Genomic DNA, 13,052 nt, shown 5'->3' with positions numbered 1-13,052 from the left:
CCATGAGCCTTCTGGAAGTCCGCAACCTCACCGTCGAATTCGCAACCTCCGCCGGGCAGTTCCGCGCCGTCGAGGGCGTGGACGTGACCCTCGACCGCGGCGAAGTGCTGGCCATCGTCGGCGAATCCGGCTCGGGCAAATCGGTGTCGATGCTGGCAGTCATGGGGCTGCTGCCCTGGACCGCCACCATCACCGCCGACCGCATGGCCTTCGAGGGCCGCGACCTGCGCGAGATGACCCCGTCCCAGCGGCGCCGGATCATCGGCAAGGACATCGCCATGATCTTCCAGGAGCCGATGTCGTCGCTGAACCCATGCTTTACCGTCGGCTTCCAGATCAAGGAGGCGCTGCGTCAGCACATGGGCCTTGACCGCAAGGCCCGGCACAGGCGTGCGATCGAGCTGTTCGAACAGGTCGGCATCCCCGCCCCCGAAAAGCGCCTGAACGTGTTCCCGCACCAGATGTCGGGCGGCATGAACCAGCGGGTGATGATCGCCATGGCCATCGCCTGCAACCCCAAGGTGCTGATCGCCGACGAACCGACGACCGCGCTGGACGTGACCATTCAGGCGCAGATCCTCGATCTGCTGATGGACCTGCGCAAGCGGCACGGCATGGCGCTGGCGCTGATTACCCACGACATGGGCGTGGTGGCCGAAACGGCCGAGCGCGTCTCGGTCCACTATGCCGGCCAGAAGGTCGAGGAACAGCCGGTGGAGGGGCTCTTCAACCGTCCCTTCCACCCCTATACGGGGGCGCTGCTGGCCGCACTGCCCGAGCGGGCCACCTCGCGCATCCTGCCAACCATCCCCGGCGTGGTACCGGGCCAGTTCGACCGCCCCCGAGGCTGCCTGTTCGCGCCGCGCTGTGCCCATGCCTCGGCCATCTGCCACGACCGCCCGCCGGCACCGCGCGGGGCCGATCAGGGCTTTGCCCGCTGCCACACGCCGCTTCTGCCCGACGGGCGAGGCGTCGAACGCCCGCTCGAGGAGGCGCGCCAATGACCGAGCAGATCGTCACCGCCCGCAACCTCGCGCGGCACTATGAAGTGAAACAGGGGCTTTTGTCGAAACCCGCCACGGTGCGCGCCCTGTCGGATGTGAGCTTCGACCTGCGCCCCGGCCAGACACTGGCGGTGGTCGGAGAATCGGGCTGCGGCAAGTCCACGCTGGCCCGCCTCGTCACCATGATCGAGGAACCCACCTCGGGCGAGTTGCGCATCCGCGGAGAGCCGGTCACCCGCGACCACTGGGCCAGCCTGCGCAGTTCCGTGCAGATCGTGTTCCAGGATCCCTACGGCTCGCTCAACCCGCGTCAGCGGATCAGCACGATCCTGCAGGAGCCGCTGAAGATCAACCGCCCCGACATGAGCGCCGGGGAACGCGACCGGCTGGCGCGCGAGAAACTGGAACTGGTCGGCCTGCGCCCCGAACATTACGACCGCTTCCCGCACATGTTCTCGGGCGGCCAGCGCCAGCGGATCTCGATCGCGCGGGCGCTGATGCTGGACCCTGCGATCCTGGTGCTGGACGAGCCGATCTCGGCGCTGGACGTGTCGATCCAGAGCCAGATCCTGAACCTTCTGGTGGAATTGCAGGACCGGCTGAAGCTGGCCTATCTGTTCATCAGCCACGACCTGTCGGTGGTGCGTCACTTCTGCGACGACGTGATCGTGATGTATCTGGGCCGCGTGGTGGAACAGGGGCCGTCGAAAGAGGTCTTCGCGAACCCCCGCCACCCCTATACCAGGGCGCTGATCTCGGCCACGCCGCGCGCGGTGCCCGGCTCGGGTCGCCAGCGGATCAAGCTCAAGGGCGAGCTGCCCTCGCCCATGGACGTGATCGAGGGCTGCCCCTTCGCGCCGCGTTGCTGGCGCGTGACCGGGCAGTGCCGGAAGACGCGGCCCGCCCTGTCCGGGGGGGCGCATGCCTTCGCATGCTTCAATCCCGACGACTGAACGCCTTGAACCCGGCATGGGCGGCAGGCTAAAGGGCCGCCCATGAAACTCTTTCTGATCCTCCAGCTGCGCCCGGAAACCGACGCCGCCGATGCCGAGTTCGCCTCGATCCTGAACCGGTCTGGGCTGTCGGAGGACCGCACCCGGCGCGTGCGGCTGGACCGCGAGGCCCTGCCCGAAAGCCTTGATGTCACCGATTTTTCCGGCGTCATCGTCGGCGGCGGCCCCGGCTGCGTGAGCGACCCGCCCGAAGAGAAATCGCCGCTGGATGCGCGGATGGAGGCGGCAATCATGGGGCTCATGCCGCAGATCGTTGCCGAGGATCACCCCTTTCTGGGCTGCTGCTACGGGCTGGGGATTCTGGCCGCACATCTGGGCGGCAAGGTCGGCAAGGAGAGGTTCTCGGAACCCGTCGGCCCCTCGACCTGCGAACTGACCGAAGCGGCGGCGGAAGATCCGCTCATGGCTGGGCTGCCCGCCCGCTGGGAGGCCTTCGTCGGCCACAAGGAGGCGGTGCAGGCGCTGCCGCCGGGCTGCGTGCATCTGGTCCGCTCCGCCCCCTGCCCCTTCCAGATGATCCGCCGGGGCGAGAACATCTATGCCACCCAGTTCCACCCCGAAGCGGACGCCCGCGACTTCGAACAGCGCATCCGCATCTACCGCAATCACGGCTATTTCCCGCCCGAACAGGCCGACGCCCTGATCGAGCGCTGCCATGCGGCCACCGTGACGGTTCCGGGCGAGATCATGCGCCGATTTGCGCGGCGCTACGGCGGCTGAAAGGCGCCTCCCGCCACTTCATGCCGGTTCTTTTCCTCTTGCAATGATCTGCATCAGGGCGGGCCGGGCAATGGTATGCTATCCAGTGCCGTTCTTCGGAAGCAGGAGGGAAAAAGATGTCGAAAACATTCGCAGGACTGACGATAGCGGTCTTTGTCGGGGCGATGATGACCCCGCTTCCCGTGCTCGCCTCGGAAGACGAGGAAGAAGACGCCATGCCCGAGGCGGCAATCGTGATTCCCATGATGAACGCGGTCCGTGGCCGCGCGCTGTTCGCGGAAAAGGGATGCGTCGTCTGTCACCAGGTCAACGGGATCGGTGGCGAGGACGCGGAATCCTTTGACATCGAAGAGTTCTCCATCCCGGTGAATCCCTTCCACGTCGCCGCCAAGATGTGGGACCACGCCGCCGCCATGATTCCGGAACAGCAGGAGGAGCTTGGCGACCAGATCGAGCTTTCCGGTCAGGAGCTTGCCGATATCGTCGGCTTCCTCGCCAGCCCCGACCTGCGCAAGGGCTTCTCCGTGGACATGGTGCCCGAGCGGATCCGCGAGATCATCGAACACGAAAAGGAAGAGAGCGAAGAGGAAGAATCGAAGGAACACGACTAGAGCATGTCGCTCAAAAGCGGGAACCGGTCCTGAGCTTCTCGGACACGCGAAAACAAGGAGTTGGAGCCTGTCGTGTGAATGTGAATGAACGCGATACGCTCCAAGCGTCGGCACCGTCCCGGCGGCCGGACCCTCCGGCGGGCGGAGTCGGGACGAGACGAATCCCCGCGCCTGGCCCCTACAGCGGCCACATGAGCGGGATCAGGGCCGAGGCCAGCAGGCCGACCGTCAGGTTCAGCGGAATGCCCACGCGCAGGAAATCGGCAAAGCGGTAGCCGCCCGGGCCATAGACCATCATGTTCGTCTGGTAGCCGACCGGCGTGGCGAAAGAGGCCGAGGCTGCCACCATCACCGCAACGACGAAGGGCCTGGGGTCGGCCCCGATCGCATGCGCCAGCCCGATGGCGATGGGCGTCAGCACGACGGCAACGGCATTGTTGGACACCATTTCGGTCAGGACCGACGTCATCAGGTAAACCGCCCAGATCACGAGAAACGGGGGCAGTTGCGACAGGGGGGCGGCCATCGTCCCGGCGATCAGTGCCACCGCTCCCGATCTTTCCAGCCCCGCACCGATCGCCAGCATGGCAAAGATCAGTGCCAGAAGCCGGCCATCGACGAACGAGAACGCCTCGTCCGAATCGATGCAGCGGGTGAGGAACACCACCGCCATCGCCAGCACCGCAAGCAGCAGGATCGGCGCGACACCCAACGCGGCCAGCACCACGATCCCGGCCAGCGCCGCCAGCGCGACCGGCGCGTGGCTGCGCCGGTAGGCCCGCGCCGAGGGCTGAGACACGTCGGTCAGTTCCATGTCGGCCGCCAGCCGCTGAATGTCCTCGGCCGCGCCCTCCAGAAGCAGCGTGTCCCCGACCCGCACCACCAGGTCGTCAAGCTGGGTGCCGATATTCTGGTTGTGCCGGTGCACGGCCAGAACATAGACGCCGTAGCGCCGCCGCAGGCGCAACTCGCCCAGTTTGCGCCCGACCATCCGGCAGCCCGGAGAAATCAGCACCTCGACCGTGGTGGTCTGGACCGACCCCAGCTTGTCCACCATGCGCAGTTTCGGGTTCTGCTGCAGCCCGAGGATCTCGGTCATGCCCGAGCGCAGCACCACCCGATCGCCGGCCTGCAGGATGACGGACGGCAGGTCGCGGCGCAGCGAGGCATCGCCACGCAGCACATCGATGAGCCGCACCCCGCCGCGTCTGAACAGGTCCACCTCGACCGCCCTGCGCCCGATCAGCTCGCTGCCTTCCGGGATCGCCACCTCGGTAAAGAATTTCAGGCTCCGCCTTTCCCCCAGAAGATTGGCCATGCTGTCGCGCTCGGGCAGCAGCCGCGGCGCGATGAAGCGCAGATAGATCCCGCCCCAGGCCACCAGGACGATGGCCAGCGGCGTGATCTCGAAGATCGAGAAGGGCGCCTGCCCGCCGGCGCGCGCGACACCGTCCACCAGCAGGTTCGTCGAGGTACCGATCAGGGTCAGCGTGCCGCCCAGGATCGCCGCATAGCTGAGCGGGATCAGCAGCTTGCTGGCGGAAACGCCGATCTTGCGCGAAAGCTGGACGAATACCGGGATCATCACCAGAACCACCGGCGTGTTGTTGACGAAGGCCGAGGCGAGAACGACGAACACCATCAGTGCGCCGATTGCCAGGCCGGGGCGGGACTCGGCCTGGGACTCGGCCAGTTGCGTGAACCAGTGCAGCGCGCCGGTCCGCACCAGCGCCCCCATGACGATGAACATCGCTGCGATCGTCCAGGGCGCGGGGTTGGACAGCACGCCCAGCGCATCGTCATAGGGCAGGATGCCCAAGACCAGCATCGCCGCCACACCGCCGATCGCCACCACTTCGGCCGGGTAGCGCTCGCGCAGGAACAGGATGAACATCACCCCGACCACGACAAGAGCCGCGATGGCAGCGCCGGTTTCGGAGAGTGAAAAGAGGGTCATGTTCCCACCCGCTTCCTCATGTCGTCGTCGCTTCCGCCCGGCACCGGTCCGGCGCGCGCGCCCTTCGGCCGAACCGGGAACATGCCGACGAACATCTGACCCATCGCCGCCACACATAGCCCGAGTCCCGCTCGCCGAGAAGGGACATTGCCCATGTCACGCCAGATCCCGTGACCCGACAACTGACCGGCGGGTCCGACGCCGCCCACTGCCCGGAAATGGGTCGAGAGGGCCGAACAGGCGGCGACGTGGAGGGTCGGGGACAGCAGCCGCCGGATCCGGCGCCCGATATCGGCGCACAGCACTTCTTGTCCTCGCGAGAACCGCGCCGGAATCGAACCGGGAAAGATGATGGTTCCGCTCGAACCGCACGGGCGCCGCAGGCTCGCCGCCCCGATCACCGCCCGGCCTCGCACCTCATGGAGTGGCCGGCTCCAGCCGGCCGCCAAGCCGGACCATGCGAACCCTTTTCGCGACCCCCGAACGATCGTCGGTCTCCACGAAAAAGCCCGACAGCGTCGCCTCCCCCTTTGCCGGGGAAAATCTCCCCCCCGACATGCCGGTGACGAAACGGCGCATGGGTTCCTTCTTGTCCATGCCGATTACCGAATCGTAATCCCCGCACATGCCGGCATCGGTCAGGTACCCGGTCCCGCCCCCCAGTATCTGCGCATCCGCCGTGGGCACATGGGTGTGCGAGCCCACCACCATGCTCGCGCGCCCGTCGCAATAATGCCCCATCGCCATCTTTTCCGAAGTCGCCTCGCAATGCATGTCCACGATCACCGCCTGCACCATCCCGCCGCGGGGATGTGCCTTCAGGGCCGGCTCAATGACCGAAAAGGGATCGTCGAAAGGGCGCTTCATGAATACCTGTCCCAGCACCTGCGCAACCAGAACCTTGCGCCCGCCCCTGGCCTCGAAAACCCGATGCCCGCGCCCCGGCGCCCCCTTGGCAAAGTTCAATGGGCGAAGAATGCGCGGCTCGCGCTCGATGAACTGCAGCATGTCACGCTGGTCAAAGGCATGATCGCCCAGCGTCACGCAATCAGCCCCGGCCTCCAGCAACACCCTCGCATGATCCCCACTCAAGCCCATGCCGTTGGTGGCGTTCTCGCCATTGACCACGACGAAATCCAGCCGCCACTCGTCGCGCAGCCGGGGCAGGTTCTCGGCGACCGCCCGCCGCCCGGCACGGCCCACCACGTCTCCAAGGAAAAGCAACCTCATGGACCCGTCCTAGGCGGATGCCCGCCCGGGAACAAGGCCCCACCTTCCTCTTGCCTCAAATACTCCGGGGGGAGAGGCCCGCAGGGCCGAGGGGGGCAGAGCCCCCCTTTCCCCGCAGATCGATGATGCGGCTTTCGGTCACGATCATGTCCATGGGCTGATCAGTGGGCTCCAGTGGCAGATCCTCGACCTGCTGCACGTCATAGGCGAAACCGATGGCCAGCACCGCACCCCTGCCGCGCAACAGCTCCAGCGTCCGGTCGTAGAAACCGCCGCCATAGCCCAGCCGCCCGCCGCGCAGATCGAACGCCACCAGCGGCACGATCAGGATCTCGGGATCGAAAAATTCCTCCACCTGCGGCACCTTGGCACCGAACGGGCCGTCGCGCATCGCCATGCCCGGCTCCCACCGGCTGAACTTCAGCGGCTGCCCCGCCGCGATGATGACCGGAATGCCGACCGGCCCGTAAGCGGCGGCCTCGGCCATGGCCGGGCGCGGATCGATCTCGGAGCGGATGGGCCAATAGCCGGCCAGCGGCGCGCCGCGATAGCCCGCCAGCACTTCCGACAGGCGCCCCGCACGCCCTGCCCCGCCCCGCTCGTGCGCAGCCCTGCGCCGGGCCAGCGCCGCCTTGCGGGCTGCGGCCTTGCGCGCCTCCAGCCCGTTCACAGCAGCACCCATGACGCCAGCCCCAGGAAGGCGAAGAAGCCCACCACGTCGGTCACCGTGGTCACGAACGGCCCCGATGCCAGCGCCGGATCGATCCCCACCCGGTCAAGCAGCATCGGAATGGCGATCCCGCCCAGGGCCGCCGCCAGCTGCGTCAGCACCATGGCCGAGCCGATCACCACCGCCAGCATCGGCATCCCGAACCACAACGCTGCCACCACCGCCATCACCAGCCCGAACAGAAGCCCGTTCAGCGCCCCCACCGAAACCTCGCGCCACACCACCCGCATGGCATTCTGCGCGGTCAGGTCGCGCGTGGCCAGCGCCCGCACCGCCACCGTCATGGTCTGGGTGCCGGCATTGCCGCCCATCGAGGCGACGATGGGCATCAGCACCGCCAGCGCCACCATGCGGTCGATCGTGTCCGCGAACAGGTCGATGACCACCGAGGCCAGAATCGCCGTCAGCAGATTCACGAACAGCCAGGTCGCCCGCCCCCTGGCCGCCTCCAGTATCGTGTCGGAAAGGCTTGATTCGTCGCTCACCCCGGCAAGGCGCAGGATGTCCTCCTCGTGCTCTTCGTCCAGGACGGTCATGGCATCGTCGATGGTGATGACACCTACCAGCCGCCCGTCCTGATCCACCACCGGGGCCGAGATCAGGTGATACTGGTTGAAGGCATAGGCCACATCCGCCTCGTCCTGGTCCACCGGGATCACCTGGAAGACATCCTCGACGATGTCCTTCAACGGCACCTCCCGGCGCGAGGCCATGATCCGCCCCAGGGTGACATTGCCCACCGGGTGCATCCGCGGATCGACGAGGATCACGTGATAGAACTGGTCGGGCAGATCCTCGGCCTCGCGCAGGAAGTCGATGGCCTGCCCCACGGTCCAGTGCTCGGGCGCGGTCACCACCTCGCGCTGCATCAGGCGGCCGGCCGAGCCTTCGGGGTAGGTCAGGGCCCGGGTCACCGCATCGCGGTCGGCATCCTCCAGAACGTCGAGGATGGCCGCCTGCTGCGGCTCTTCCAGATCCTCGACCAGATCCACCACATCGTCGGTTTCCAGCTCGCGGACCGCCTCGGCCAGGACCTGCGGGCGCAGGATCTCGAGGATCTCCTCGCGGACGCCCTCCTCGAGCTCCGACAGGATGTCGCCGTCGAAGCCGGTGTCATACAGCCGCACCAGGCGGGCGCGCTCGTCGCTGTCGATCTGCTCCAGAAGGTCGGCGATGTCGGCCGCGTGCAGCGGCTCCATCAGGCGGGTCAGGCGCGCGCGGTCGCCGGTCTCGACCGCGTCGAGAATCGCCGCGACCATGCGCTGGTCGAGCTCATAGGCCCCGTCTTCGCGAGGCTGTTCGAGTGTGATCTGGTCCGCGCCCGCCATTCCATCCGCCCCCGCTGTCGGTTAGCCGGCATATAGAAGAAGCTGCTCGTGGAAAACAATGAAAATGGCGCGATTTACGGCGGGAAACCGCGCAGCTACCCTGACCGAGAGCAGAGCCGGGAGGAGCGTGCAGGCAGATGGGTGGCGAAACGATCCTGAAGGGGCGGGTCCTGTCCTTCACCGCCGATCCCTTCGCGGTGCCTGCGCATGAGGCCGCGCGGCTGGACGAGGCTCTGGCGATCAGCAGCGGGCGGATCGTCGGGCGCGGCGGGTTCGACCAGCTGAAGGCGCACTATCCACGGGCGGCGGTGGCCGATCACGGCGAGCGGTTGATCATGGCCGGATTCGTGGACGCCCATGTGCACTATCCCCAGACCGCGATCATCGCCAGCTGGGGCAAGCGGCTGATCGACTGGCTCGACGGCTATACCTTCCCCGAGGAGATGCGATTCGCCGACCCCGCCCATGCCGCCGAAATCGCCGCGCGCTACCTGGACCTGACCACCCGCTGCGGCACCACCACCGTGTGCAGCTTCTGCACCATTCACCCCGAAAGCGTCGATGCCTTCTTCGCCGAGGCCCGCCGGCGCGGCCAGCGGGTGGCGGCGGGCAAGACCTGCATGGACCGCAACGCCCCCGAGGGGCTGCGCGACACGGCCCGGACCGCCCATGACGACAGCAAGGCGCTGCTGGAACGGTGGCACGGGGTGGGCCGGCTGTCCTATGTCATCACGCCCCGCTTCTCGCCCACCTCCAGCCCCGAACAGCTGGAGGCGCTGGGCGCGCTCTGGGCGGAACATCCCGATTGCCTGATGCAGACCCATCTGAGCGAACAGGTCGAGGAGGTCGCCTGGGTGAAATCGCTGTTTCCTTCGGCGCGCGACTATCTGGATACCTACGAGGCGCACGGGCTGCTGGGGGCGAACGGGCTTTACGGCCATGCGATCCATCTGGAGCCGCGCGAGCGCGACCGGCTGCGCGAGGTGGGCGCGGCGCTGATCCACTGCCCCACCTCCAACAGCTTCATCGGTTCGGGACTGTTCGACATGGCCCGCGCCATGGCCGAGGGGCAGCGGGTGGGGCTGGCGACCGATACCGGGGGCGGGTCGTCCTTCTCGATGCTGCGGACCATGGCGGCGGCCTACGAGGTGGCACAGCTTCGCGGCCATGCGCTGCACCCGGCGCAGCTGCTGTGGCTGGCGACGGTAGGTTCGGCGCGGGCGCTGCGGATGGCAGACCGGATCGGCAATGCCACGCCGGGGATGGAGGCGGACCTGGTGGTGCTGGACCTGACCTCGACCCCGGCCATTGCACAGCGGGCGGCGCGGGCCGAGGATCTGTGGGAAGAGGTCTTTCCGACCATCATGATGGGCGACGACCGGGCCGTGGTCGAAGTCTGGATCGGCGGGCGGCGGGTTGTCGAAAGGTGAAGGATGAAGGCGACGCGCGCAGGGCGCGCGTCACGCGGGCGAGCCGCGCCTTTGGCGCGGCAGTGCCTCCGGCGGGAGTATTTGGGGCAAGAGGAAGGGATCAGTCGCGCAGTTTGCGCGCCAGCGCGTTGTGGCGTTCGAGCACGCGCGGCAGGTCGATGGTGACGATCCGGCCGTCGCGGACGATCTGGCGTCCCTCGACGAACAGGTGACGCACCCGGGCGGGGCCGGCCAGGAGCAGCGCCGCCGGGTCCCAGCTGCCGGCGGTGTCGATGCCCGAGATGTCCCACAGGGCCAGATCGGCGCGCTTGCCCGGGGCGAGACGGCCGCAATCGGGGCGGCCCAGCACGTCGGCGCCGCCACGGGTGGCGATCCGCAGTGCTTCGCGCGCGTTCATGGCACCGGCACCGCGGGCCACCCTTTGCAGCAGCATCGCCTGGCGGGCCTCGGCCAGGAGGCTGGCCATGTCGTTGGAGGCCGAGCCGTCCACCCCCAGCCCCACCGGCACCCCGGCGTCGCGGAGCGCGCGCAGCGGGGCAATGCCGCTGCCCAGCCGGCAGTTCGAGCAGGGGCAGTGCGCAACCCCGGTGCGACTGCGCGCGAAAAGGGCGATTTCCTGCCCGTCCAGCTTCACGCAGTGGGCGTGCCAGACATCCGGGCCCGTCCAGCCCAGGTCCTCGGCATATTGCCCGGGGCGGCAGCCGAACCGTTCGAGACTGTAGGCCACGTCCTCGTCGTTCTCGGCCAGGTGGGTGTGCAGCATCACGCCCTTGTCGCGGGCCAGCAGGGCGGCTTCGCGCATCAGGTCGCGGCTGACCGAAAAGGGCGAACAGGGGGCGATGCCGACGCGGCACATGGCGCCTTCGGAGGGGTCGTGGAAGGCGTCGATGACGCGGATCGCGTCGTTCAGGATGGCGGTTTCGCCCTCGACCAGGGAATCGGGCGGCAGCCCGCCGGCGCTTTCGCCGATGCTCATGCCACCGCGGGTGGGGTGAAAGCGCAGGCCGATTTCGGACGCCGCCGCGATGGTATCGTCCAGCCGCGCGCCGTTGGGGTAGAGGTAGAGGTGATCGGCGCTCAGCGTGCAGCCCGACAGCGCCAGTTCGGCCAGCCCGGTCAGGGCCGAGACGTAGATCTCTTCGGGGCCGAAACGGGCCCAGATCGGATAGAGCGTCTTCAGCCAGTCGAACAGCGGCGCATCCTGCGCCCCCGGCACCGCGCGGGTAAGGCTCTGATACAGGTGGTGGTGGGTGTTCACCAGCCCCGGCGTGACCACGCAGCCCCGGGCCTCGACCACCGGTCCGGAGCTGCGCAGCCCCGGGCCGATGGCGGCGATGGTGCCGTCGCGCACAAGGATGTCGGTCTCGGCGAGTTCGCGCCCGTCATCGTCCATGGTCAGGACGAGGTCGGCCTTGCGGATCAGGATTTCGGTCATGGCGGGCATGGCAGGGTCCACACTTCACTTCCGTTGCGGCCCGCCTCAACGGCGAAGTGCGGGCGCCGGCGGAAAGCGGGCGGAAGAACCGGCGCGGGGGAAAAATGGCGCGCCGGCGCAGATGCGTCAAGCCTCCGGCACGCGCGAGAGGATGGAGAGCGCCTCGGCATGGAGGGTGGGATTGGCCGCTGCCAGCACCCGACCGCCGCTCTCGGCCGGCCCGCCGCGCCAGTCGGTGACAACACCGCCCGCGGCCCGGATCACCGCCATCGGCGCGAGGATGTCGTAGGCGTTCAGCCCGGCCTCGATCACCAGGTCCACATGCCCCGCCGCCAGCAGCGCATAGGCATAGCAGTCCATTCCGAAGCGGGTCAGCCGGACGCGCGCGGAAACCTCCTCGAATCCTGCGCGTTCGTCGTCGGTGCCGATCTCGGGAAAGGTGGAGAACAGGATCGCGTCGGCAAGGTGCCGGGTGGCGCGCGTGGTCAGCGCCGTGGTGCCGAACGGCCCGCTGAGCGCCGTCGTCCCCGGCGCCCCCACGAAGCGTTCACCGGTATAGGGCTGGTCGATGATGCCGAGAACCGGCCCGCCCGCCTCGGTCAGTGCGATCAGCACCCCCCAGCTGGTGGTGCCGGAGATGAAACCGCGCGTGCCGTCGATCGGGTCCAGCACCCAGGTCCGACCGCTGGTCCCGAATCGCCGGCCCAGTTCCTCGCCGAAGATCCCGTCCTCGGGACGATGCTCGGCCAGCACCGCGCGCATGGCCCGTTCGCCTTCCCGGTCGGCCACCGTCACCGGGTCGAACCCGCCGGCGGCCTTGTTCTCGGCCGTCAGGTCAGAGCGGCGGAACCAGGGCAGGATCGTCCGCCGGGCCGCATCCGCCATCAGGTGAGCCACGTCGAGGTCGGTCAGATCGGCAATGCTCATGGCAGTCGTGCGATCATGCTCTGCCCCCGGATGCAAAGGCTTCGGGAACCGCCGGCCTGCCGCGTCATGCACTGCGACCGAAACGCAACGACGAACCGTTCAGGCCACTTCGCTGAGAACACGGGCCAGTTCGAAAAGCCGGCGGCGCTGGTTCTCGGGGATCGCATAGTACGAGCGCACGAGATCCAAGGCCTCCTTGTCGCCCATCAGATCGACCGGCATGGCGGGTTTTTCCCCGGGGGATTTCGCGCTCTCTTCCAGCCCTTCGAAGAAGAAGCTCACCGGCACGTCGAGCGCCTCGGCAATGTCCCACAGGCGCGACGCACTGATTCGATTGGCGCCGGTTTCATATTTCTGGATCTGCTGGAACTTGATGCCGACCTTTTCGGCAAGCTGCTGCTGAGTCATGCCGATCATCCAGCGACGGTGCCGAACTCTCTTGCCGACATGAACATCTACAGGATGTGGCATCGGTTCCTCCTCATATCGATTAACAGCGGCCGACCGGCGCCGGGACCCGGGTATTTCCATCCCCCGCATCTGTCGGTGCGGACCGGGCCATCCCATCCCCCGTCATGGGCCAGCCGGCACCATGACCTGCAGTCTAAACCCTTTTTCCGCCATTTCAAGCCAGTTGATTCCGATCCGGGCCTTCAAGGCTGGTGGT

12 protein-coding genes are annotated in these 13,052 nt (G+C 67.7%); 5 read left to right on the top strand and 7 right to left on the bottom strand.

Annotated elements, in window-relative coordinates:
* The first annotated feature begins 2 nt into the window (after positions 1 to 2).
* The 4 genes from ACZ5CM_RS05805 to ACZ5CM_RS05790 all read left to right on the top strand — a co-directional run bounded on the left by ACZ5CM_RS05805 (position 3) and on the right by ACZ5CM_RS05790 (position 3,348).
* Positions 3 to 1,004, top strand: a complete 1,002-nt coding sequence (locus ACZ5CM_RS05805; RefSeq protein WP_464641761.1) for an ABC transporter ATP-binding protein — start codon at positions 3 to 5, stop codon at positions 1,002 to 1,004.
* Positions 1,001 to 1,957, top strand: coding sequence for an ABC transporter ATP-binding protein (locus tag ACZ5CM_RS05800; protein ID WP_464641760.1), 957 nt, complete (start codon positions 1,001 to 1,003; stop codon positions 1,955 to 1,957). The genes ACZ5CM_RS05805 and ACZ5CM_RS05800 overlap by 4 nt, the downstream gene beginning before the upstream one ends.
* 42 nt (positions 1,958 to 1,999) lie before the next feature.
* On the top strand, positions 2,000 to 2,737 hold the full coding sequence (locus tag ACZ5CM_RS05795) for a glutamine amidotransferase (protein ID WP_464641759.1): 738 nt from the start codon (positions 2,000 to 2,002) through the stop codon (positions 2,735 to 2,737).
* Positions 2,738 to 2,853: 116 nt separating this feature from the next.
* On the top strand, positions 2,854 to 3,348 hold the full coding sequence (locus ACZ5CM_RS05790) for a c-type cytochrome (protein ID WP_464641758.1): 495 nt from the start codon (positions 2,854 to 2,856) through the stop codon (positions 3,346 to 3,348).
* 178 nt (positions 3,349 to 3,526) lie between these two features.
* Here ACZ5CM_RS05790 and ACZ5CM_RS05785 read toward each other — a convergent pair whose 3' ends face one another.
* From ACZ5CM_RS05785 to mgtE, 4 genes are all read right to left on the bottom strand, one after another.
* Positions 3,527 to 5,305, bottom strand: a complete 1,779-nt coding sequence (locus ACZ5CM_RS05785) for an SLC13 family permease (RefSeq protein ID WP_464641757.1) — start codon at positions 5,303 to 5,305, stop codon at positions 3,527 to 3,529.
* 417 nt (positions 5,306 to 5,722) lie between these two features.
* On the bottom strand, positions 5,723 to 6,535 hold the full coding sequence (locus ACZ5CM_RS05780; protein ID WP_464641756.1) for a TIGR00282 family metallophosphoesterase: 813 nt from the start codon (positions 6,533 to 6,535) through the stop codon (positions 5,723 to 5,725).
* 55 nt (positions 6,536 to 6,590) lie between these two features.
* On the bottom strand, positions 6,591 to 7,217 hold the full coding sequence (locus ACZ5CM_RS05775) for a 5-formyltetrahydrofolate cyclo-ligase (protein ID WP_464641755.1): 627 nt from the start codon (positions 7,215 to 7,217) through the stop codon (positions 6,591 to 6,593).
* A complete protein-coding gene (mgtE, locus tag ACZ5CM_RS05770) occupies positions 7,202 to 8,593 on the bottom strand; it encodes a magnesium transporter (RefSeq protein ID WP_464641754.1) in 1,392 nt (463 codons plus the stop codon). Before mgtE ends, ACZ5CM_RS05775 begins: the two co-directional genes overlap by 16 nt.
* 137 nt (positions 8,594 to 8,730) lie before the next feature.
* On the opposite strand from mgtE, the gene guaD reads away from it, so the two are divergent.
* Positions 8,731 to 10,023: a guanine deaminase gene (gene guaD / locus ACZ5CM_RS05765; RefSeq protein WP_464641753.1), complete on the top strand. Its 1,293-nt coding sequence runs from the start codon at positions 8,731 to 8,733 to the stop codon at positions 10,021 to 10,023.
* A gap of 100 nt (positions 10,024 to 10,123) precedes the next feature.
* Here the strand turns inward: guaD and ACZ5CM_RS05760 are convergent, their stop codons facing one another.
* The 3 genes from ACZ5CM_RS05760 to ACZ5CM_RS05750 form a co-directional block, all read right to left on the bottom strand.
* Positions 10,124 to 11,458, bottom strand: a complete 1,335-nt coding sequence (locus ACZ5CM_RS05760) for an 8-oxoguanine deaminase (RefSeq protein WP_464641752.1) — start codon at positions 11,456 to 11,458, stop codon at positions 10,124 to 10,126.
* A gap of 126 nt (positions 11,459 to 11,584) precedes the next feature.
* Positions 11,585 to 12,385: a histidinol-phosphatase gene (hisN, locus tag ACZ5CM_RS05755; RefSeq protein ID WP_464641751.1), complete on the bottom strand. Its 801-nt coding sequence runs from the start codon at positions 12,383 to 12,385 to the stop codon at positions 11,585 to 11,587.
* A gap of 99 nt (positions 12,386 to 12,484) precedes the next feature.
* The gene (locus tag ACZ5CM_RS05750) at positions 12,485 to 12,856 is read right to left on the bottom strand and encodes a helix-turn-helix domain-containing protein (protein ID WP_464641750.1); all 372 of its coding nucleotides are present in this window, start codon (positions 12,854 to 12,856) and stop codon (positions 12,485 to 12,487) included.
* Between the last annotated feature and the right edge of the window lie 196 nt (positions 12,857 to 13,052).

It is taken from the genome of Piezobacter thermophilus (assembly GCF_055386745.1).
The sequence above is the reverse complement of the archived record's forward strand: the minus strand, read 5'-3'. Positions and strand labels throughout refer to the sequence as shown.

Coding starts and splice junctions, on each gene's coding strand:
- ACZ5CM_RS05805 (WP_464641761.1), top strand. CDS start 3: ATGAGCCTTCTGGAAGTCCGCAACCTCACCGTCGAATTCGCAACCTCC.
- ACZ5CM_RS05800 (WP_464641760.1), top strand. CDS start 1,001: ATGACCGAGCAGATCGTCACCGCCCGCAACCTCGCGCGGCACTATGAA.
- ACZ5CM_RS05795 (WP_464641759.1), top strand. CDS start 2,000: ATGAAACTCTTTCTGATCCTCCAGCTGCGCCCGGAAACCGACGCCGCC.
- ACZ5CM_RS05790 (WP_464641758.1), top strand. CDS start 2,854: ATGTCGAAAACATTCGCAGGACTGACGATAGCGGTCTTTGTCGGGGCG.
- ACZ5CM_RS05785 (WP_464641757.1), bottom strand. CDS start 5,305: ATGACCCTCTTTTCACTCTCCGAAACCGGCGCTGCCATCGCGGCTCTT.
- ACZ5CM_RS05780 (WP_464641756.1), bottom strand. CDS start 6,535: ATGAGGTTGCTTTTCCTTGGAGACGTGGTGGGCCGTGCCGGGCGGCGG.
- ACZ5CM_RS05775 (WP_464641755.1), bottom strand. CDS start 7,217: ATGGGTGCTGCTGTGAACGGGCTGGAGGCGCGCAAGGCCGCAGCCCGC.
- mgtE (WP_464641754.1), bottom strand. CDS start 8,593: ATGGCGGGCGCGGACCAGATCACACTCGAACAGCCTCGCGAAGACGGG.
- guaD (WP_464641753.1), top strand. CDS start 8,731: ATGGGTGGCGAAACGATCCTGAAGGGGCGGGTCCTGTCCTTCACCGCC.
- ACZ5CM_RS05760 (WP_464641752.1), bottom strand. CDS start 11,458: ATGACCGAAATCCTGATCCGCAAGGCCGACCTCGTCCTGACCATGGAC.
- hisN (WP_464641751.1), bottom strand. CDS start 12,385: ATGAGCATTGCCGATCTGACCGACCTCGACGTGGCTCACCTGATGGCG.
- ACZ5CM_RS05750 (WP_464641750.1), bottom strand. CDS start 12,856: ATGCCACATCCTGTAGATGTTCATGTCGGCAAGAGAGTTCGGCACCGT.